General features: G+C 63.2%; 15 protein-coding genes. 11 read left to right on the top strand and 4 right to left on the bottom strand.

Annotated features, from left to right (window positions below; translation table 11 throughout):
* Positions 1-80 precede the first annotated feature (80 nt).
* The 7 genes from PO860_RS16005 to PO860_RS15975 all read left to right on the top strand — a co-directional run bounded on the left by PO860_RS16005 (position 81) and on the right by PO860_RS15975 (position 11,476).
* Positions 81-893 (top strand): alpha/beta hydrolase, encoded by an 813-nt coding sequence (locus PO860_RS16005; RefSeq protein ID WP_183607776.1) that lies wholly within the window; start codon positions 81-83, stop codon positions 891-893.
* A 48-nt stretch (positions 894-941) separates the two neighbouring features.
* A complete protein-coding gene (locus tag PO860_RS16000; protein ID WP_275032195.1) occupies positions 942-2,132 on the top strand; it encodes an efflux RND transporter periplasmic adaptor subunit in 1,191 nt (396 codons plus the stop codon).
* Between the two features lie 118 nt (positions 2,133-2,250).
* On the top strand, positions 2,251-5,451 hold the full coding sequence (locus PO860_RS15995) for an efflux RND transporter permease subunit (protein ID WP_272781782.1): 3,201 nt from the start codon (positions 2,251-2,253) through the stop codon (positions 5,449-5,451).
* A gap of 216 nt (positions 5,452-5,667) precedes the next feature.
* The gene (locus tag PO860_RS15990; RefSeq protein ID WP_272781783.1) at positions 5,668-6,576 is read left to right on the top strand and encodes an NAD(P)-dependent oxidoreductase; all 909 of its coding nucleotides are present in this window, start codon (positions 5,668-5,670) and stop codon (positions 6,574-6,576) included.
* The gene (locus PO860_RS15985; RefSeq protein WP_275032194.1) at positions 6,573-8,357 is read left to right on the top strand and encodes an IlvD/Edd family dehydratase; all 1,785 of its coding nucleotides are present in this window, start codon (positions 6,573-6,575) and stop codon (positions 8,355-8,357) included. Before PO860_RS15990 ends, PO860_RS15985 begins: the two co-directional genes overlap by 4 nt.
* 157 nt (positions 8,358-8,514) lie before the next feature.
* Positions 8,515-10,314, top strand: coding sequence for a putative bifunctional diguanylate cyclase/phosphodiesterase (locus PO860_RS15980; RefSeq protein WP_272781785.1), 1,800 nt, complete (start codon positions 8,515-8,517; stop codon positions 10,312-10,314).
* Between the two features lie 313 nt (positions 10,315-10,627).
* Complete coding sequence (locus PO860_RS15975; protein WP_183607782.1) at positions 10,628-11,476, top strand: GNAT family N-acetyltransferase; 849 nt, start codon at positions 10,628-10,630, stop codon at positions 11,474-11,476.
* On the opposite strand, the gene PO860_RS15970 is transcribed toward PO860_RS15975, so the two are convergent.
* Complete coding sequence (locus PO860_RS15970; RefSeq protein ID WP_183607783.1) at positions 11,477-12,394, bottom strand: DMT family transporter; 918 nt, start codon at positions 12,392-12,394, stop codon at positions 11,477-11,479.
* Between the two features lie 191 nt (positions 12,395-12,585).
* Here PO860_RS15970 and PO860_RS15965 point away from each other — a divergent pair, with 191 nt between their 5' ends.
* Together PO860_RS15965 and PO860_RS15960 are read left to right on the top strand one after the other, a co-directional pair.
* Entirely contained in the window at positions 12,586-13,884 is a 1,299-nt protein-coding gene (locus PO860_RS15965; protein WP_097613755.1) for an adenylosuccinate synthase, read from the top strand.
* 60 nt (positions 13,885-13,944) lie between these two features.
* Positions 13,945-16,425 (top strand): hypothetical protein, encoded by a 2,481-nt coding sequence (locus PO860_RS15960; protein ID WP_275032193.1) that lies wholly within the window; start codon positions 13,945-13,947, stop codon positions 16,423-16,425.
* A gap of 122 nt (positions 16,426-16,547) precedes the next feature.
* Here PO860_RS15960 and rpoH read toward each other — a convergent pair whose 3' ends face one another.
* Positions 16,548-17,456, bottom strand: a complete 909-nt coding sequence (rpoH, locus tag PO860_RS15955; RefSeq protein ID WP_003566040.1) for an RNA polymerase sigma factor RpoH — start codon at positions 17,454-17,456, stop codon at positions 16,548-16,550.
* Between the two features lie 176 nt (positions 17,457-17,632).
* The gene (locus PO860_RS15950) at positions 17,633-18,658 is read right to left on the bottom strand and encodes an RluA family pseudouridine synthase (RefSeq protein ID WP_183607785.1); all 1,026 of its coding nucleotides are present in this window, start codon (positions 18,656-18,658) and stop codon (positions 17,633-17,635) included.
* Between the two features lie 43 nt (positions 18,659-18,701).
* Here PO860_RS15950 and PO860_RS15945 point away from each other — a divergent pair, with 43 nt between their 5' ends.
* Complete coding sequence (locus tag PO860_RS15945; RefSeq protein WP_183607786.1) at positions 18,702-19,088, top strand: hypothetical protein; 387 nt, start codon at positions 18,702-18,704, stop codon at positions 19,086-19,088.
* 6 nt (positions 19,089-19,094) lie between these two features.
* Positions 19,095-19,919: a TrmH family RNA methyltransferase gene (locus PO860_RS15940; RefSeq protein ID WP_275032192.1), complete on the top strand. Its 825-nt coding sequence runs from the start codon at positions 19,095-19,097 to the stop codon at positions 19,917-19,919.
* A gap of 54 nt (positions 19,920-19,973) precedes the next feature.
* On the opposite strand, the gene PO860_RS15935 is transcribed toward PO860_RS15940, so the two are convergent.
* Positions 19,974-21,137 carry a coiled-coil domain-containing protein gene (locus PO860_RS15935; protein WP_275032191.1) on the bottom strand — a complete coding sequence of 388 codons (1,164 nt, stop codon included), beginning with the start codon at positions 21,135-21,137 and terminating at the stop codon, positions 19,974-19,976.
* Between the last annotated feature and the right edge of the window lie 40 nt (positions 21,138-21,177).

Below are 21,177 nucleotides of genomic sequence, written 5' to 3'. Positions count from 1 at the left end.
GGAATAACAATATCTTTTTTATGCAAAATGCAAGCGGCAGACGTTGTCTGCCTGTGGCTGACGCAGAAGAGACCGGAAGCATGACGGTGGAATGGAAAGATATGATGCTGGATAAGGTGGCCATCGGCCCCGTTTCCGCACGCATCTACCAGGGCGCCGACTACGGCAAGGGTCCGCCCATCGTGCTTTACCTGCATGGCGGCGCCTTTCTCGACAGCGACAAGAACGTCGACCGGCCGGTGGCAATCAGCCTCGCCAAAGCAGGGGCCATCGTTGTCGCTGCCGATTACAGCAGCCTTTCCGGCAATCTGTTTCCGCAGGCGTTGGAAGTCGCCTTCTCGGTTTTCAGCTATCTCGCCAACAAACGCGCCGGTCTCGGTGACCGCAAGTCGCTGCTCTTCGTCGCCGGCGAAGAAGCAGGCGGCAATGTTGCCGCCGGCGTGGCTCTGAAGGCGCGCGACCAGATGCCGGATGCGCTCGACGGCCAGGTGCTGATTTCGCCGCTGCTCGATCCGTTCATGGGCACGTCCTCGATCCGCAAGGCGGATGCCATCGGCATGCGCCGGCGCTGGACGGAGGGCTGGAGCCACTATCTGAGCGGCGGCGGTTGCCACCCTTATGCGGCGCCTTGCCTCTGTTCGCGTATCTCAGGCGTCGCGCCGGCGCTGATATTCACCGCGGAGGACGATCCGCTGCACGACGAAACAATTGGTTACGGTGCCCGCTTGAAACAGGCCGGTGTCGGTGTGCGTCAGCATGTTCTTCCCGCCGGGACGGGCTGGCCCTCGATTTATGGTGGGAAATCCGACGGAGCGCTCGACTGGCAGGAAAACGTCAGCCGCCATTTCGGAAGCTTCCTTCGGGACGTAAGCGTCCAACCGCAATTGCATTGAAGAAGACCTGATATTTCGGCGGCCTTGGGGGCCGCAAGGAGAGCACTGATGACGTCTAGAAGTAAGCGCTGGGCCCTGGTGGGCGCCGGCTTAGGCCTTGTTGCGTCCGTTTCCGGCGCCGCATTGTTTTTCGAATTGCCGATGAGCACGACCGCCACGGCCGCTTCGGCCCCCGCACAGGCTCCCGCTGTGCCGGTGACGGTTGCCGTCGTCGCGGCGCGCGACGTGACGGCCTGGGAAAATTTCTCCGGCCGTCTCGAAGCGGTCGACCGGGTGCAGGTGCGTTCGCGCGTCGCCGGCGCCATCCTGGCGGTGGCTTTCCGCGAAGGGGCGCTGGTGAAGCAGGGCGATCTGCTCTTCACCATCGATCCGGCTCCCTACCAGGCGAGCGTGGCGCAGGCGCAAGGCCAGGTCGCTTCGGCTGAGGCCAAGGTCAGCCTGGCGCAGACCGAACTCGATCGCGGCCGCCGGCTTTCCGACAACCGCACCATCTCCCAGAGCGATCTCGATCAGCGGCAGAGCACGCTGGCAGAGGCCCAGGCGGGGCTGCGTTCGGCGCAGGCCGCACTGCAGTCGGCCCAGCTCGATCTCGATTACACTGAGGTGCGGGCTCCAGTGTCCGGCCGTATCGGCAAGATCGAGGTGACCGCCGGTAACCTCGTGGCGGCCGGGTCGGCCTCGCCGGCGCTGACGACGCTCGTTTCCGTCGATCCGATCTATGCGAGCTTCAATGCCAGCGAAGAGATGGTGACGCGGGCGCTCGCCCAGCTTCCGCAGACGGACAGCGCCCTGCCTCCCGTCGAGCAGATCCCGGTCGAGGTCGGCACGCTGACCGACAGCGGCACGCCGATCAAGGGCAAGCTGCAATTGATCGACAACGAGGTCGATGCATCAAGCGGCACGATTGGCGTTCGCGCCGTCTTCGACAATCCGGGCGGGCGTCTCATCCCCGGCCAGTTCGTGCGGGTGCGCATGGGCCAGCCGAAGGCCGAGAACAAGATCGTCATCAGCGACCGCGCCGTTGGCACCGACCAGGACAAGAAATTCGTCTTCATCGTCGACGATGAGAACAAGGTGGCCTACCGGCAGGTCCAGCTCGGCACACTGGCCGACGGCCAGCGGGTGGTCGAAAGCGGCCTGAACGTCGGCGAGAAGATCGTCGTCAACGGTCTGCAGCGCATCCGTCCGGGTGCCGTCGTCGCACCTCAGATGGAAGAGAAGGTCGCGACCGCGCAGTAAAGACTTCGCCTTCCCCTCTCGGGGAGGGCCGATATCCGAAATGACATGACCCGCCGGCGGCTGCCAAACCGCCGGAGAGGGACGTTGCATCCATGTTCACCCCGGAGAGGGCTTTGATATGAACATCTCCAGATTCTTTGTCGACCGCCCGGTCTTTGCCGGCGTTCTTTCGGTCCTCATCCTGGTTGCCGGCCTGATCGGCCTACGCGCGCTGCCGATCTCCGAATATCCGGAGGTCGTGCCGCCGTCGATCGTCGTGCGCGCTACCTATCCCGGCGCCAACCCAAGCGTCATCGCCGAAACGGTGGCGACGCCGCTCGAAGAGCAGATCAACGGCGTCGAAGGCATGCTCTATATGGCTAGCCAGGCGACATCGGACGGCGTGCTCAACGTCACCGTTACCTTCAAGCTCGGCACCGACCCCGACAAGGCGCAGCAGCTCGTGCAGAACCGCGTTTCGCAGGCCGAACCGCGCCTGCCGGCGGAAGTCCGTTCGCTCGGCATCACGACGGTCAAGAGCTCACCCAACTTCATCATGGTCGTCAACCTCGTCTCCGACGGGAACAGTCATGACATCACCTATCTTCGCAATTACGCGACCCTGAACGTCAAGGATCGACTCGCCCGCATCGCAGGCGTCGGTCAGGTGCAGGTGTTCGGCGCCGGCGACTATTCCATGCGTGTCTGGATCGACCCGCAAAAGGCCGCCGAGCACAATCTTGCCGCCAGCGACATCAGCAGCGCGATCAGTTCCCAGAACATCCAGGCCGCCGCCGGTATCATCGGCGCATCGCCGAGCCAGCCCGGTGTGGACCTGCAGCTCAACGTCAATGCCCAGGGCCGCCTGCGCACGCCCGAGGAGTTCGGCAACATCATCGTCAAGACGGGCGCCAATGGCGAGATCACCCGCCTTCGCGATGTCGCCCGCATCGAGCTCGGTGCTGCCGACTATACGTTGCGCTCGCTGCTCGACGGCAAGCCGGCCGTCGCCGTCGCCGTTCTTCAGGCGCCGGGTTCGAACGCGATCGAGATCGCGGACAATGTGAACGCGACCATGGATCAGCTGCAGCTCGCCATGCCTGAGGGCGTCAAATACGAGATCGTCTACGATACGACGAAATTCGTGCGGGCCTCGATCGAGAAGGTCATCGACACGCTGCTCGAAGCCATCGCGCTCGTCGTCCTTGTCGTCATCCTGTTCCTGCAGACGTGGCGTGCCTCGATCATCCCGCTGATCGCTGTTCCTGTCTCGATCATCGGCACTTTCGCGGTCATGTATGTCTTCGGCTTCTCGATCAACGCGCTCAGTCTGTTCGGCCTGGTGCTGGCGATCGGTATCGTCGTGGACGACGCGATCGTGGTGGTCGAAAACGTCGAGCGCAATATCGAACAAGGCCTGTCGCCGCGGGCTGCCACCTACAAGGCGATGAGGGAAGTCTCCGGTCCGATCGTCGCGATCGCGCTGGTTCTCGTCGCGGTGTTCGTGCCGCTCGCCTTCATCTCCGGCCTGTCGGGCCAGTTCTATCGCCAGTTCGCGCTGACGATCGCAATCTCGACCGTCATCTCGGCCTTCAACTCGCTCACCCTGTCTCCGGCGCTGGCGGCCCTTCTCTTGAAGGGCCATGATCAGCCGAAGGACTGGCTGACGCGGTTCATGGACGCCATCTTCGGCTGGTTCTTCCGCGGCTTCAACCGTGTCTTCGGCGCGGGCTCGAATGCCTACGGCAAGGGTGTGGGTGGGCTGTTGTCGCGCAAGAGCATCGTCATGGTGATCTATCTGGCGCTGGTCGGCGCGACCTACAGCCTGTTCACGACAGTCCCCGGCGGCTTCGTGCCGTCTCAGGACAAGCAGTATCTGATCGGCTTCGCCCAGTTGCCGGATGCCGCTAGCCTCGACCGCACGGAAGACGTCATCAAGCGCATGACCGACATCGCGCTGGCGCAGCCGGGTGTTGCCAATGCGATCGCCTTCCCGGGCCTGTCGATCAACGGCTTCACCAACTCCTCCAATGCCGGCATCGTCTTCGTGACGCTGAAGGATTTCGAGGAGCGCAAGACGCCGGATCTTTCGGGCGGCGCGATCGCCATGGCGCTGAACCAGAAGTTTGGCGTCATCCAGGACGCCTTCATCGCCATGTTCCCGCCGCCGCCGGTCAATGGTCTCGGCACGACGGGCGGCTTCAAGCTGCAGATCGAGGATCGTGCCGGCCTCGGCAATCAGGCGCTCGACGACGCGACCAAGGCCGTTCTTGCCAAGGCCTATCAGACACCCGAGCTTGCCGGGCTGTTCTCCAGCTTCCAGATCAACGTGCCGCAGCTCTATGCCGATCTCGACCGTGCCAAGGCCGAGCAGCTCGGGGTTTCCGTCACCGACGTCTTTCAGACGCTGCAGATCTATCTCGGTTCGCTCTATGTGAACGACTTCAACGCCTTCGGCCGCACCTACAGCGTCCGTGTGCAGGCCGATGCGAAATTCCGCGCCCAGCCGGAAGATATCGGCCAGTTGAAGGTCCGGTCGGCATCGGGTGAGATGATCCCGCTTTCGGCCCTCTTGAAGGTGGAGCCGAGCACCGGTCCGGAGCGTGCGAACCGCTACAACGGCTTCCTCGCTGCCGATATCAACGGCGGTCCGGCACCGGGCTTCTCGTCCGGCCAGGCGCAGGCGGCAATCGAGAAGATCCTGCACGAGACCTTGCCGGCGGGCATCGACTTCGAATGGACGGATCTGACCTATCAGCAGATCCTTGCCGGCAATTCGAGCATCGTCGTCTTCCCCTTGGCGCTGTTGCTGGTCTTCCTGGTGCTGGCCGCCCAGTATGAAAGCCTGACCTTGCCGCTCGCGATTATCATGATAGTGCCGATGGGTGTGCTGGCCGCGCTGACCGGCGTCTGGCTCACCGGTGGAGACAACAATATCTTCACCCAGATCGGTCTGGTGGTGCTGGTCGGCCTATCCGCGAAGAACGCGATCCTGATCGTGGAATTCGCTCGCGAACTGGAGTTTGAGGGCAGGACGCCGCGGGAGGCCGCGATCGAGGCCAGCCGGCTGCGTCTTCGTCCGATCCTGATGACCTCGCTCGCCTTCATCATGGGCGTCGTGCCGCTCGTCGTCTCCACCGGCGCTGGCGCCGAGATGCGCGCGGCCATGGGGGTCGCGGTCTTCTCGGGCATGATCGGGGTGACTTTCTTCGGCATCTTCATGACGCCTGTCTTCTACGTGCTCTTGCGGCGGTTGACGGGCAACCGTCCGCTCGTCCAGCACAAGCCGGACGAACACAAGGAAGAAGAGGCGGAGGTCATCCGGCTGGCGGCGGAATAAACGGAATTCAACCTTCCTTTGTCGAGTAAATCGGGCGGGAACTTCGGTTCTCGCCCGTATCGTTTTCAGAGCATGATGCCGAAAAGTGTGCGCGGTTTTCGGACGACATCATGCTCTATCCAAGGACACACCACAAAAGTGCTTTGCGCCAGTCAAAACGGTTTGCAACCGGGGGCGAGGGGACTATCAAAGACGGACAACAGTTGGGAGGACTGAATGACAGGGAGTAGAGGTCATGACGGCAGGCGGATCGCCTTTCTCGGCACCGGCCTGATGGGCGCGCCGATGGCCCGCCGGCTGCTGGGCGCGGGCTTTGCCGTCACCGTCTGGAATCGCGATCGGAGCAAGGCCGAAGCACTGGCGGGAGACGGCGCGGTCCTAGCGGAAACGCCCATCGATGCCGCTGCGGGCGCCGACGTCGTCATCACCATGCTGACCAATGCCGAAGCGGTGAGGGACGTGCTGTTCGACCGTGGCGCGGCCAGTGCGATGGCGCCGGGCGCCACTGTCATCGACATGAGTTCGATTGCCCCGCATTTTGCCCGCGATCATGCAGCAGGGCTTGCCGAACGCGGTATCGCTCATGTCGATGCCCCGGTTTCCGGCGGCGTGGTCGGGGCGGAAGCCGGTACGCTGGCGATCATGGCGGGCGGCGACAAGGAGGTGATCGACGGGCTTGCTGATGTCTTTGCGCCGATGGGGCGCGTGACCCGCGTCGGTCCAAGCGGTGCGGGCCAGCTTGCCAAGCTTGCCAACCAGCAGATCGTCGCGGTGACGATCGGTGCCGTTGCCGAAGCGATGATGCTGATTGCGGCCGGCGGCGGCTCGCCGGCGGCCTTCCGCGACGCCATTCGCGGCGGCTTTGCCGAGAGCCGTATCCTGGAACTTCACGGTAAGCGCATGGTCGAGCGGCAGTTTACGCCGGGCGGTTCGTCCAGCAACCAGCTGAAGGATCTGAACGCCGCCATGGAGACGGCCGGCAGCCTGTCGCTGACGCTGCCGCTGACTGCGGCGGTGCATGCCGAATTCAGCGAATTCGTCGCCAACGGCAATGGCGAAAAGGATCACAGCGGCCTGCTTCTCCATCTTGAAGAGAAGAATGGCCGGCCGGGAGGAAAGCAGTGACCGACAGCCATTCGCCGCCGCGGCGCCTGCGTTCGCAGGACTGGTTCGACAATCCCGATCATATCGACATGGCCGCGCTCTATCTCGAGCGTTTCATGAATTACGGCATCACGCCGGAGGAACTGCGTTCCGGCAAGCCGATCATCGGAATTGCCCAGAGCGGCAGCGATCTCACGCCTTGCAACAGGGTGCATGTCGATTTGGCCAAACGCGTGCGCGACGGCATCCGCGATGCCGGCGGCATTCCGATCGAGTTTCCGACGCACCCGATCTTCGAGAACTGCAAACGCCCGACGGCCGCACTTGACCGCAATCTCGCCTATCTCGGCCTCGTTGAAATTCTCTATGGCTATCCGCTTGACGGTGTGGTGCTGACCACCGGCTGCGACAAGACTACGCCTTCGGCGATCATGGCTGCTTCGACGGTCGATATTCCGGCGATCGTGCTCTCCGGCGGCCCGATGCTCGACGGCTGGCACGAGGGGGAATTGGCGGGCTCCGGCACGGTGATCTGGCGGATGCGGCGGAAATATGCGGCTGGCGAGATCGACCGGGAGGAGTTTCTTCAGGCGGCGCTCGACTCGGCTCCTTCCGTCGGCCACTGCAATACGATGGGCACCGCTTCGACGATGAATGCGCTGGCCGAGGCGCTCGGCCTGTCGCTGACCGGCTGCGGCGCCATTCCCGCCGCTTACCGCGAGCGCGGCCAGATGGCCTACCGCACCGGCCGGCGCGCCGTCGAGATCGTGCTCGAGGATCTGAAGCCGTCGGATATCCTGACGCGTGAGGCCTTCCTCAATGCCATCCGCACCAATTCGGCGATCGGCGGGTCGACCAACGCCCAGCCGCATCTGGCGGCGATGGCCAAGCACGCCGGCGTCGAACTCCATCCCGACGACTGGCAGGTGCACGGCTTCGATATTCCGCTGCTGGCCAATGTCCAGCCGGCGGGCGCCTATCTCGGCGAGCGCTTCCATCGCGCCGGCGGTACGCCGGCGATCATGTGGGAACTGCTGCAGGCCGGAAAGCTCGACGGCGACTGTCGCACGGTGACGGGCCGGACGATGGCCGAGAACCTGGAGGGCAAGGAAGCGCGCGACCGGGAGGTCATCAAGCCGTTCGCCGAACCGCTGAAGGAGCGGGCGGGCTTTCTCGTTCTCAAGGGCAATCTCTTTGATTTCGCCATCATGAAAATGAGCGTGGTTTCGGAGGATTTCCGACGGCGCTATCTTCAGGAGCCCGGGCGTGAAGGCGTCTTCGAGGGCAGGGCGGTGGTCTTCGAAGGCTCCGAGGACTATCACAAGCGCATCAACGAACCCGACCTCGGCATCGACGAAAATACCATCCTCGTCATCCGCGGCGCCGGACCGATCGGCTGGCCGGGTTCGGCTGAGGTCGTCAACATGCAGCCGCCGGATCACCTGCTGAAACGCGGCATTCGCAGCTTGCCGACAATCGGCGACGGACGTCAGTCGGGCACGGCGGACAGCCCGTCGATCCTCAACGCGTCGCCGGAAAGTGCCGTCGGCGGCGGTCTTGCCTGGATTCGCACCGGCGATATTATCCGCATCGACTTCAACCATGGGCGCTGCGATATGCTGGTCGACGAGCCCGAGATCGAACGGCGCAAGGGCGAGGGTATTCCGCCGGTGCCGGCGGATGCGACGCCGTGGCAGCAGATCTACCGCCGCTCGGTCACGCAATTGTCGGACGGCGCGGTGTTGGAGGGGGCGACGGAATTCCGCCAGATCGCCAAAAACCCGCCACGACATAACCACTGATCTTGACGTGCCGGAGACTGCAAGTCCTTTGATCCAAAAGAGGAAGCCGTAACGAACAGTTCACCTAGTCACGAGTTCGATCATCAGAACAAGGCTTCTTTAATGCCGGCTTGAGACCATATTGCCGTTATGCAAAGCTTCTAAGGCTGAGACCGCGTTGCCAGAGAATAAAGCCACACGATCCGAACGAGAATTTCAGGATCTTCTGCGTCGGCTCGAACTCGCTCTCGATGCATCCCAGATCGGTGTCTGGGAGCACAGTATCGAGCAAGACGGGATCTTGTGGGATGCGCAGATGCATCGTCTTTACCAGACTGGGGAGACTTGCCGTCTGGTGCCGGCATTGCTTTGGTCGAACGCGATCCATCCCGACGATCGCGAGCGAGCCGCACGCGACTTCGATGAGGCGATTGCAACACGGGGCGCCTATAATTCGCAATTTCGAATCGTACTGCCGAGCGGCGAAATCCGCCATCTGCGCTCACGCGCGCATTTCTACGTGGATGCGGAGGGGCTGCCCTCCTTCATCGGCGCCGAATGGGATGTGACCGCCGACGTCCTGCTCAACGCGGAGCTGGCGCGGCAGAGAGTGGTGGCCGAGGCGAGGGCGCTGGCGCTCGAGGAAAGCAATGCGCGCATCGAGCATGTCGCCGATCACGATTATCTCACTGGCTTGCCCAACCGACGTCTTCTCGACAAGCGGCTCACCGAGCTGCCTTCAGACAAAAGCATCACGACGCTTGGCGTGCTGCATCTCGACCTCGACCAGTTCAAGCAGATCAACGACAGCCACGGTCATGCGGCAGGTGATGCCGTGCTCAGGGCCGCAGCCCTTCGCATCACCGCCGCCATTCCTGCCAATGGCATGGTCGCCCGCGTCGGCGGCGACGAATTCGTCATCGTGCTGGTCAATTTCAGCGATCTCACTGAGCTGAAGCTGATTACCGAGGATCTCCAGCGCCGGCTGCGCAAGAAGATCCGCTTCGGTCAGGAGATGCTGCAATCCGGTGCCTCGATCGGCGTTTCCTGGAGCGGCGATCGGCGGGCGCGCAACCTGCTGGCTGAATCCGATCTGGCGCTCTACCAGGCCAAGAAGCTCGGGCGCAACCGCGTCGAATTCTTCACGCGGCAGCTGCAGGAGGATCTGCGCGCCAAGCGTCGCCTCGCCGAAGAGCTGAAGCTCGGGCTGGAGCGCGGCGAGATCGTTCCCTATTATCAGGTGCAGCTCGACGCCCGGACGCGGAAAGTCATCGGCTTCGAGGCGCTGGCGCGCTGGAAACATCCCGAGAAGGGTGTACTCGCCCCGGGGATATTCCTGAAGATCGCCGACGAGCACGGGCTTGCGGCGGAGATCGACGCGGCGATCCTCAAAAGCGTTCTGGAAGACCGGCTGTTCTGGTCGTTGCGCGGCCTTGCGGTCCCGCGCATCGCCGTCAATATCTCGGCATCGCGCCTCGCCGATCCGACGTTGCTCGGCAAGCTGAGGAAACTCGACATCCCGCCCGGCGAGATCGTCTTCGAACTGGTCGAGACGATTTTCCTCGACGACAGCGACGAAAAATTGCTCGATCATATCGGCGAGATCAAACAGATGGGCATCGACATCGAGATCGATGATTTCGGATCCGGTCACGCCTCGCTCATCGGTCTGGTCAAGCTGCGGCCGAAGCGGCTGAAGATCGACCGGCAGCTCATCGCCGAGGTCGTCAGCTCCGCCGAGCAGCGGCGCGTGGTGGGCTCGATCGTGGAAATCGCCAAGGCGCTCGACGTCGAGGTGATCGCCGAGGGCATCGAGACCGAGGCGCATGCCGTCGTGCTGGCTGAGCTTGGCTGCGATGGCTTGCAGGGTTACGCGTTCGGTTATCCCGCACCGGCGGCCGAGACCGCTCTTCTTTTCTCACCGATGGCGAGCGGGATCGAAAAGCAGAAGTCCGCAATGAGCGGAACGGCCCGGTGATCCGTCAGCGGGCGCCCGCCGTCGCGCCCGGTTGCAACAGCGTTTTTCCGGCTTGCGGAAGTGATGTCGGCCGAAATGCTTTACCAGCCTTTCGGGCCGGGAAGGCGATACTTTTCCGGCGCGGCGGTTCATTCGCAGCGGCCGGAAGATAATTGGCGCGCAAGTAATTTTCTTGAGCTTGCATCGGCATTGTTTCATGGTAATGCGGAAACGAAGTTTTCTGCATTACATCGAAAAATGATTAGCTTGGACCTGACAATTGCTTTGCCGTTGCCGGCATGGATTTGCGGGACATTCAATCTGGGAAGGTCGCATGAATTCGGAATTTGCCGTTCGTTCGATGCGGCCCGGCGAACTGGAGCTCGTGCTCGAATGGGCGCGTCAGGAGGGCTGGAACCCGGGTCTCGACGATTCGCTTGCATTCCTCGAGGCCGATTCGTCCGGATTCTTCGTCGGCGCCATCGGTGAAGTCCCGGTCGGCTCGATCTCGGTCGTCAAATATGGCGATAGTTTCGCCTTCCTCGGCCTCTACATCGTCCATCCAGATTTCCGCGGCAAGGGTTACGGCAAGGCGATCTGGGAGGTGGGTATCGCCAGCGCGCTAGACCGCACGATCGGTCTCGACGGCGTCGCCGCTCAACAGGGCAACTACCGCAAGGCGGGCTTCGAACCCGCCTATTCCACCATTCGCTACGGCGGCGTCGCCACCTCCTTGCCTGTCTCGACGCTTGCCGCGCAGGCGGTGCTGGATTCACGCCTCGAAGGCTTGCAGCGGTATGATTCGGCGATCTTTCCGCAGCCCCGGGATGCCTTTCTCGCTGCCTGGTGCACCGGCCGCAAGGGCCGTCGTTCGGCGGTGGTGCGCAAGAGCCACAAGATCCGCGGTTACGGTACGATCCGCCGCTGCTACGAGGGTTACAAGATCGGCCCGCTTTTTGCCAACGATGCCGACAGCGCCGCAGCGCTGCTTGCCGAATTGATCCCCGAGGCGAAGGGGGCTGCGATCTTCATCGATATTCCCGCCGACAATCATGAGGCGGTCGCGCTTGCCGAAGGCCTCGGCCTTCAACCGGTGTTCGAGACGACGCGCATGTATCGCGGGCCGGCGCCGGCCATCCCGCTGAAGCACGTCTTCGGCGTGACGACGCTGGAGCTCGGTTAGTTAATCCATCGGCGAGGCCGGCACGGTCGAAGCGGACGCTTTCGGCCGGCCCTTTTCGGCGATCGCGATGCCGCCTAGCGTCAGCGCCAGCGCGACTGCGTGAAAGGACTGAAGCGTCTCGCCGATCAGGGCGACGGAAAGCAGCGTGCCGAACACCGGCACCAGATTGATGAAGAGGCCCGCCCGATTGGCGCCGATTGCCTCGACGCCCTTGATATAGAAAATCTGCGCCAGCAGCGATGGGAATATTGCCGTGTAGAGGGTGATGCCCCAGCCGGCCTGATCCGGCCATTGCGCCGCCCCTCGGCCAAGTTCCCAAAGGAGCAGCGGCACCGACGTCAGCATGGCGGCGAAGGCCGGGAAGGCCATCAGCGTGCGCCAGTCGACCGGCGGCTTCCAGCGCAGGAAGATCGTGTAGAGCGAATAGGCAGCAATGGCGATCAGCATCAGCCCGTCTCCGCGATTGAGCTGCAGCTGCCACAGCGTGGTGAGGTCGCCATGGGCTGCCGTCAGCGCCACGCCGACCAGCGTCATGCCGAAGCCGAGGCATTGCGCCAGCGAGATGCCGGTGCGGAAAAGCACGAAATTCAGCAGGAAGATCAGCATCGGAATGCCGGCCTGCTCGATGGCGACATTGATGGCCGTCGTATATTGCACGGCCGAATAAAGCATGGCGTTGAAGAGGGTATAGCCGATGGCGCCGTAGCAAAGGAGCAGCGGCAGGTTCTTCCTCGCCACCGGCCAGTCCTTCTTCAGCTGGGGCACGGAGATCACGGCGATCAACGCGACGGCGAGGAACCAGCGCAGGAAGGTCAGCATCATCGGGCTGATATGCCCGATCGCGAGCTTTCCCGCGACGGAGTTGCCGCCCCAGCAGAGGGTGGCGATGACGAGGCAGATATAGGCCGTGGCTTGCAAGAGCGTTCTTCCCGTCTTTCCGCGATCGTCGTCCGGTGTTTTGTGACGGGCAATAGCCTGCCGCCTGCTGATTTGTCACGTAAAAAGCCCAATCTACTGTGACAACAGGGTCGCTTTCCCAAAAACAAAGCTTTATAGATGCGCGGGTTTGAGCAGGTGCGCGGTTCTGCGCCGGTAACAGGAAGAGTTGGATGACGAACGTAGTCGTGGTCGGTTCGCAATGGGGTGACGAAGGCAAGGGCAAGATTGTCGACTGGCTTTCGGAGCGTGCGGATATCGTTGTGCGCTATCAGGGCGGACACAATGCCGGCCATACGCTCGTCATCGACGGCACGAGCTACAAGCTCTCGCTCTTGCCGTCCGGCGTTGTGCGCCCGGGCAAGATGGCTGTCATCGGCAACGGTGTCGTCGTCGACCCGCATGCGCTGATCGCCGAGATCGGCCGGCTGGAGGCGCAGGGCGTGACGGTTACGCCTGACAATCTGCGCATCGCCGACAATGCGACGCTCATTCTTTCCCTGCACCGCGAGCTCGACGCGATGCGCGAGGATGCTGCGTCGAACAGCGGCACCAAGATCGGCACGACACGCCGCGGTATCGGTCCGGCCTATGAAGACAAGGTCGGCCGCCGTGCCATCCGCGTCATGGATCTTGCCGATCTCGACAGCCTTTCCGGCAAGGTCGACCGTATTCTGACCCATCACAATGCGCTTCGCCGCGGCCTCGGCGTTGCCGAAGTCAGCCACGAGGCGATCATGGAAGAGCTGACCTCGATCGCCGATCGGGTGCTGCCGTTCCGTGATACCGTCTGGCTCTTCCTCGACAAGGAGCGCCGCAAGGGGTCCCGCATCCTCTTCGAAGGTGCACAGGGCAGCCTGCTCGATATCGACCATGGCACCTATCCTTTCGTCACGTCGTCGAACACCGTGGCCGGTCAGGCCGCGGCCGGTTCCGGCATGGGGCCCGGCTCGCTCGGCTACATCCTCGGCATCACCAAGGCCTATACGACGCGCGTCGGCGAAGGCCCGTTCCCGACCGAGCTGAAGGACGCGATCGGTGAGTTCCTGGGCGAAAAAGGCCATGAGTTCGGCGTGGTGACCGGACGCAAGCGGCGCTGCGGTTGGTTCGACGCCGCACTCGTGCGCCAATCGATTGCCACCAATGGCATCACGGGCATCGCGCTCACCAAGCTCGACGTGCTCGACGGTCTCGAGGAATTGAAGATCTGCGTTGGCTATATGCTCGACGGCGAACAGATTGATCATCTTCCGGCAAGCCAGGGAGCGCAAGCTAGGGTCGAACCGATCTACATCACGCTGGAAGGCTGGAAGGAATCGACCGTCGGCGCCCGCAGTTGGGCGGATCTGCCGGCACAGGCGATCAAATATGTTCGCCAGGTCGAAGAGCTGATCGGGGCGCCTGTCGCGCTCCTGTCCACCAGCCCGGAGCGGGATGATACGATACTTGTGACCGATCCGTTTGAGGATTAAGCTCACGGGTCACTGTGGAGGATGGTTCGGTAGGGTACCGGACTTCTTGAGAAAGTACTGATGGCGGATTTTATTGCAGTCATTCGGCGGGCCGTTGACGGCTTGGCTGAGAATACCCCCGAGATGCGGGTGAAAGTCTACGAACGTGCCCGCGGCGCAGTGCAGCGGCAGCTCGAGAATATGAAGCCGCGTCCGCCGGAAGCCATGCTGCAACGCCAGCTCGAAAAGCTCGAGGCTGCCATCCGCGAAGTGGAAGGCGAACACTCCGAGGCACTGCCGCTCGATGAGCCGGTTGCCGCCGCGCTGGAATCCGCAGAAGAACAAGCGGTTCACGACGAAAGCGAACCGGCGCCTGCGCCGGAGACTGATGTCGAGGAGCCGGTTGACGCAGCTTATGCCGAGCCGCAGACGGCCGAGGCCGCCGACGAGCCCGATCACCTGGAAGCTGCCCCACCTGGGGACGCTGAGGAAGAGGTCGCTGCCGAAGAACCCCTTTCCGCGGAAACTCCTGTTTCCGCCGAGACATACTGGCATCCCTCGCATGAGGAGGAAGCGCCGGCCGAGGAATGGCATGCCAGCGAGGCGCGCGGCGTCGCCGCCGAGGATGTGCGGGCCGAACATCATGGCTGGCAGCCGTCCGCCGGGGATCGCGACGCGCAAGCCGACGAATACCATGCTGAAGAGCAGCATCCCGTGGAAGCCGAGGAGGTTGCGGCTGAAGATGAGGTTGCGGCTGAGCCGGTGCCCGTGGAAGATGATGAGCCGGAGGCCGAGGAGGCTTACCAACCCGTCGAGCCGCTTCAGCCGGTTACGCGCGGCATAGATCATGCATCGAACCGGCTGGTGGAGCCGGTCGCCAATTTCGATCGTCCGCAGGAATTTGTCGAGCACAGCCGCGAGGAGCCGCTGCAGGCTGACGCCGCGGCGCATTTCGATCCCGTCTGGGCCGAGCCCGCCGCCGAAACGCCGGCTCCGGCGCCAAAGGAAGCGGAGACCGAATGGGCGGAAGAGGAACTCCGGCAGTATTCGCAGACGGCGCCGATCACTCCGGATACCTCGGCGCGCGCCTTTGAGGAGGTGATATCGAGCCTCGAAAAGGCGGCACCTGCGGCCGTCATGCCGGCGGCCAAGGAAAGTTTCTCCTGGGAGACCGCAGCCTTCGACGATCTGCCGCCGATCGAGGCCGGCAGCAATAAGAAGACGCCAGTCGCCTCGCATTTCGACGATGTCGATATCTTCGCGGAAGTGCACAGCGGCAAGCCGGCGGCCGCAAGCGGCACGCCGAGCGAGGACTGGCGCGAAGCGAAGGCGCTGCGCGGCTACGACCGCCGCGGCTCGGTCGCCGCTGACGACGATGACGCCAATCGGGGAATGGATATCGATCAGATCGTCGCTTCCAAGCTGCAGGGCAAGAGTTTCCGGATGGAGCCGAAGCGCCGTCGCTTCGGCATCGGCACGGTGATCACCCTCATCTTCGCGCTCATCTTGATCGGTGGCGGCGCCTATGCCGGCTGGATGAACAGAGAGGCGCTGGTGGCGATGGTCGACGGGCTCGTCAGTTCGGCACCGTCGCAGGCGACTAGGAACGAGACGGCGACACCGCCGGCCGGCTCCGCGACGCCTGCCCAGCCGGGTGCGGTGACTCCAGCCAAGCCGACGACACCAGGAGCGCAGAATACTCCCGCGGCGCCGGCGCAGCCGAACCCGAACCCGAACCCGCAGGTGGCGTCGGTGAACAATGACGGCGCGGTGGCCAATTCGAAATTCACCCAGCGGCTGCTGACGGATGGCACCGAGGTCGACAGCGGACCGGCGACGGTGCCGGGAACGCTGACCGCGGAAGGAAAATCGGTCGCCGAACAGAATGTCGCGGCCGCCGATACGCCGCCGCCTGCCAGCGCGCAGGGCGATGCGGCACCGGCCGAAACGCTGACACCGAACGGCCCGGCGGCATCGCCGCAGCAGACCGCTCCCGTCGGTTCGTCGCAAAAGATGTTCCTCTATGAGGAGCGCATCGGCCAAAGCTCGCCGACGGCGATCGAGGGATCGGTCGTCTGGAGCGTGCAGCACGAGACCGGCCAGGACGGACGGCAGGAGGCGACGGTGCAGGGCAACGTCACCGTGCCGGAGCGCAATCTCTCGGCTCTCGTCACCTTCAAACGCAATTCCGATCCGTCGCTGCCGGCAAGCCATCTCGTCGAGATCGTGTTCTCGGTGCCGCCGAATTTCGAAGGCGGCAGCATCGACAGCGTCCAGCGCATCTCGATGAAGCGCACCGAGCAGGACCGCGGTGACGCGCTGATCGCGGTTCCGGCCAAGATCACCGACGATTTCCACATGATCGCGCTCAACGACTATCCCGATGCGCGCAAGGCCAATCTCGACCTGATGTCGACCCGCAGCTGGATCGATATCCCGGTCACCTACCGCAACGGCCGCCGCGCGCTGCTGACCATGGAAAAGGGCGACACGGGAACCGAAGCCTTCAATACCGCGATCAAGGAATGGACTGCGCTCGGGGACGTGTCGACGAGCCAGTGATGGTTTTCCGCAATACCCAGCTTCCCTGACCCTAGGCGGGGCGTTGAGGCTGTGAAAAGTGGATGAAACAGAAAAGGCGGGCCGCAAAGCCCGCCTTCTTCAATTCTGCCACCGCGGCAGGTTTATGCCGTGGCTTCGACGACGCGGACGGCCTTGGCGCGTTCCTGGGCTTCCTTGCGGACAGCGTCCTGCACCTTTTCGAAGGCGCGGACCTCGATCTGGCGGACGCGTTCGCGACTGATGTCGAATTCAGTCGAAAGGTCTTCCAGGGTCACTGGATCCTCGGCGAGGCGGCGAGCCTCGAAGATGCGGCGTTCGCGCTCGTTCAGGACGCTCATCGCTTTCGCCAGCATACGCCGGCGGGTGTCGAGTTCGTCCTGTTCAATCAGCACGTCTTCCTGACTGTCATGGTCGTCCACCAGCCAGTCCTGCCACTGGCCGCTGTCACCTTCGGCCGCTTTGATCGGCGCGTTCAGCGAGGCGTCGCCGGAGAGGCGGCGGTTCATCGAAATGACCTCCTCCTCCGAGACTTTCAGCTTGGTGGCGATTTCCGAGACGTGCTCCGGCTTCAGGTCGCCGTCGTCGATCGCTTGGATGCGGCCTTTCAGCCGGCGCAGGTTGAAGAACAGGCGCTTCTGGTTGGCGGTCGTGCCCATCTTCACCAGCGACCATGAACGCAAGATATATTCCTGGATCGAGGCCTTGATCCACCACATGGCGTAGGTGGCAAGGCGGAAGCCGCGCTCGGCATCGAACTTCTTGACGGCTTGCATCAGGCCGACATTGCCTTCGGAGACGACTTCGCCGATCGGCAGGCCGTAGCCGCGATAACCCATCGCGATCTTTGCGACGAGACGAAGATGGCTGGTGACCAGCTTGTGAGCGGCGTCGCGATCTCCATGCTCGGCATAACGCTTGGCAAGCATATATTCCTGCTGCGGCTCAAGCATCGGAAACTTGCGGATTTCGTCGAGGTAACGATTGAGACCGGCTTCGCCGGCGGTAATGGACGGCAAGGTATTTCGGGCCATAGTGCACCCTCCTAAAGTGAATTCCGGTTCCCGATGGAAACGCGTTCTCGCGTTAAAAAAGGCAAACCGGGACGTGCGGCTCTACTGCGAGCCCGCACTAAATCCATATACAGATAAGTGTGGCGAAACGGCGGTTCAAGTGTGCCGCTCACGCAGGTGTGAGCTGGAAGCAGACTTTATCGCCGCAGTGCCTCGACCAGTTCCACCATATCATCCGGCAGCGGTACTTCGAAATGCATGACTTCGCCGGTGCGGGGATGCTCGAACTGCAGCATGAAGGCATGCAGCGCCTGGCGGCCGAAACCGTTGACGACCTTGCGGATGTCTTCGGGCAGCAGATTGGCCTTGGTCTTGAAGCCGGCGCCGTAAACCGTATCGCCGAGCAGCGGATGGCCGATATGGGCCATATGAACACGGATCTGGTGGGTGCGGCCGGTTTCGAGGTGGCACTCGACCAGCGAGGCCAGCGCCGTCGCATCCGGTTTCTCCTGAAAGCGTTCGATCACCTCGTAATGGGTGATTGCCTCGTCGGCGTCATGACTGTCGGGGCGCTTGACGGCGCGGCGCGTGCGATCGCCGGTGGCGCGGCCGAGCGGCGCGTCGACCGTGCCTGTCAGAGTGCGGGGTCGGCCCCAGACGATGGCCTGGTAGGCCCGCTCGAGCGGCATGGTGCGGCCGTGGTCGGCAAATTGCAGCGACAGGTGGCGATGGGCAATGTCGTTCTTGGCGACGACCATGACCCCTGTCGTGTCTTTGTCGAGCCGGTGGACGATGCCGGGGCGGCGCACGCCGCCGATGCCGGAGAGCGTATCGCCGCAATGGTAGATCAGCGCGTTGACCAGCGTCCCCGTCCAGTTGCCGGGGCCGGGATGGACGACGAGACCTGAGGGCTTGGAGATGACGATGACGTCTTCGTCCTCATGGAGGATATCGAGCGGGATGTCCTCGCCCTGCGGCGTCGGGTCATCCGGTTCGGGCAGCGTGATCTCGAAACTATCGCCGGTGCGCACCTTGCGTTGCGGGTCGGTAACGGGTTGGCCGCGCAGAAAAACCTGGCCGTCCTTGATCAGCGCCTTGATGCGGCTGCGCGAAAATTCCTCGCCGAGCTGCGCCGTCAGCCAGGCATCAAGCCGGCCTTCGGCAGTTTCATCGGCGGTCAGGACTTTTCTATTGCCGGCTGCTTGTTTAAAGGGGTCGCTCAAGACGCTTCTTCTCCGACATATTTTTTTAGAACGGGACGCACAGATGACAGCAATCGAGCCAGACGACCAGGAAGAGAAGCCCCTTGATCCGGCGATGGAAAGTGTCCGGCGCAAGATGGTCCGCCTGCAGATCGTCTCCGGCGCCATCATGTTCGTGAGCCTTATGGCGGTCTTCGGCGCGGTTGTCTACAAGGCGATGCACAGCGAACCGAAGGAGACAGCGGCCACCGTTGCCGCCTCCGGCGTGCCCTCGGATGCGCCGCTTGCGGCGACCGTTTCCCTGCCGCTCGGCTTCAAGGTGCAGTCCACCTCGTTTTCGGCAGGGCAGATCCTGTTCTACGGCGAAACGGTCGAGGGCAAGAGCAAGGCGCTGGTCTTCGACCTCAGAACCGGTCGCACCGTTGCCGACGTCACCGTCGCGGGCAAGTAGGCCGGCATGGCCGCCGTTCCGATCACCATCGACAGCGCCGACGATCCGCGCGTCGCTGAATTCCGTGATATAAGAGAGCGTGACCTGACGGGCCGGGAGAACCGTTTCATCGCCGAGGGCACCGTCGTGCTGCGCATGCTCGCCGAAGCGCATGCGGGAGGCCGCGGCTTTTTTGCCGAGAAGATCCTGCTGCTGCGCAACCGCGTCGACGGCGTACTGCCGATCCTGGAGCGGTTGCCGGCCGATGTGCCGGTCTATGTCGCCGAGGCCGATGTCCTCAACGGCGTCGTCGGATTCCATCTGCATCGCGGCGTTCTCGCGCTCGGCCGGCGGGAGGATCGCGGCGAGGCGGTGCTTCTCGAAGCGCTGCCGGAACAGGCGCTGGTGCTCGTCGGCTGCGGCATTTCCAATCACGACAATGCCGGTTCGATGTTCCGCAATGCGGCGGCCTTCCGGGCGGATGCGGTGCTGCTCGACGAAACCTGCTGTGATCCGCTCTACCGCAAGGCGCTGCGTGTCTCGGTCGGTTCGGTGCTGAGCATTCCGCACCGGCGCGGCGGCAAGGCGTTGGATGTGCTGCTGGCGCTTGCCGAACGGGGTTTTGCCATCTGGACGCTTTCGCCGCATGGCAAGACCGATATCCGCGCCATTCCGGCTTCAGCGCGCATGGCGCTGGTCGTCGGCACGGAGGGGGAGGGGTTGCCGGAGGCGCTGCTTGCGCGCTTCCGGAGCGTGCGCATTCCACAGTCGGAGGAGCTCGACAGCCTCAATGCCGCGACGGCAACGGGGATCGCGCTGTTTTCCATGGCTTCCGCGATGGGGCGGGTCTAACCGCGACAATCGGAACTGATTTTCCCGGGTTTATGAGCGCGCGCCGCGCATCTTTCAGATGCGGGGGGGATTGGCGATGATGGCGGCTGCCCTGTCGGCAAGGCTGACGCGCTCGTTGGGGTTCTTCTCCGCGCCTTCCGGGAGAAGCGTTCGGATCGGCGAGGAGGGACCCTCGTTGAGTGCGGTCAGCGCCACCATGTTGGCGGCGATCGAGGCGATTTCCTCGCGGATCGCGCCATCGCGGCCGGCAACGGCCTTCGCTTTTTGCAGGCGCTCGGCAAGGGCGGCGCTGCGCTTGCGGACATCCTCGCCGATCTCAGCCGTGACAAAGGCGGCGTCGAGCGTGGATGTTGTCGTGTCTTCGGCCGTCAATTCCGCCGGCAGCTCCGCGGCCATCCCGGCATGGCCGGCGTCGCGCAGCACCCGGTTGACCCTGCGGATCTCGGCATTGGCGGCCTTCAACTGTTCCTTCAACTTGGCGACCTCCTGAAGGCGGCGGGCGACCAGGGCCTCCTTTTCGGCGGCGGAAGCGCTCTCTCGCGCTGCCTTGTCCTCGAGGCGGATCACCATATGCTGCTGCTGCGTCAGTTTCTGTTCGGCATCCCTTGCGCGGTTCTGCAAAAGGGTGACGTCTTGGCGCAGCGTATCTCGTTCATCGCGCAGCGCGTTGGCGCGGAATTTCAGGCTCTCCGCCTCGGTTTCGCGTGCCGCCAGGTCGATCCTCAGCCCATCGGTCTGTTCGCCGAGCTTGCTCAGCCGCGTCCTCATGGTCGCCAGTTCGCTCTCCTTGTTGGCAGCGGACTGTTCGGCAATATGCAGATTGGTCTTCAACTGGCTGATATAATTCTCGTCCTTGCGCAGATGCGAGCGCTGCTCGGCGGCTTCGACATGCATCTCGCCGATCTGGGCCCGCAATTCGCCGATTTCGGCGGCAAGCCTGCCGGCATCGATGGCAAGCGCGTCATGGCGGAGCTGGAGCGACAGGGATTTTTCGCGCTCACGCAGAAGGTCCTGGGCGGTCCGGGCATTTTCAGCGGCATAGAGCGCGCGCACCATATCCTTCTGGGCGCGAACCTCCTGCGGGCTCAGCGGCATGGTCGCCTTCAGGCGGTTCTCGGTATACCAGACAATGCGACGGTGCACGGCCGGCGAGACCAGAAAGACGAGGAAGGCCGCGGTCAGGAAGCCCAATCCGAACAAGAGAGCATATTCGATCACGGCGCGGCCATCGGTAAGAAGGTTGATACGGGTTAGCCGC

Source organism: Rhizobium binxianense, from assembly GCF_028994275.1.
Taxonomy (GTDB): Bacteria; Pseudomonadota; Alphaproteobacteria; order Rhizobiales; family Rhizobiaceae; genus Rhizobium; species Rhizobium binxianense.
Note: the sequence above shows the minus strand (reverse complement) of the source record. Positions and strands in the feature narration are given on the sequence as shown.

Excerpts from the sequence above, each read along its gene's own strand:
- PO860_RS16005 (WP_183607776.1), top strand. The coding sequence starts at position 81 with ATGACGGTGGAATGGAAAGATATGATGCTGGATAAGGTGGCCATCGGC.
- PO860_RS16000 (WP_275032195.1), top strand. The coding sequence starts at position 942 with ATGACGTCTAGAAGTAAGCGCTGGGCCCTGGTGGGCGCCGGCTTAGGC.
- PO860_RS15995 (WP_272781782.1), top strand. The coding sequence starts at position 2,251 with ATGAACATCTCCAGATTCTTTGTCGACCGCCCGGTCTTTGCCGGCGTT.
- PO860_RS15990 (WP_272781783.1), top strand. The coding sequence starts at position 5,668 with ATGACAGGGAGTAGAGGTCATGACGGCAGGCGGATCGCCTTTCTCGGC.
- PO860_RS15975 (WP_183607782.1), top strand. The coding sequence starts at position 10,628 with ATGAATTCGGAATTTGCCGTTCGTTCGATGCGGCCCGGCGAACTGGAG.
- PO860_RS15965 (WP_097613755.1), top strand. The coding sequence starts at position 12,586 with ATGACGAACGTAGTCGTGGTCGGTTCGCAATGGGGTGACGAAGGCAAG.
- PO860_RS15960 (WP_275032193.1), top strand. The coding sequence starts at position 13,945 with ATGGCGGATTTTATTGCAGTCATTCGGCGGGCCGTTGACGGCTTGGCT.
- rpoH (WP_003566040.1), bottom strand. The coding sequence starts at position 17,456 with ATGGCCCGAAATACCTTGCCGTCCATTACCGCCGGCGAAGCCGGTCTC.
- PO860_RS15945 (WP_183607786.1), top strand. The coding sequence starts at position 18,702 with ATGACAGCAATCGAGCCAGACGACCAGGAAGAGAAGCCCCTTGATCCG.
- PO860_RS15940 (WP_275032192.1), top strand. The coding sequence starts at position 19,095 with ATGGCCGCCGTTCCGATCACCATCGACAGCGCCGACGATCCGCGCGTC.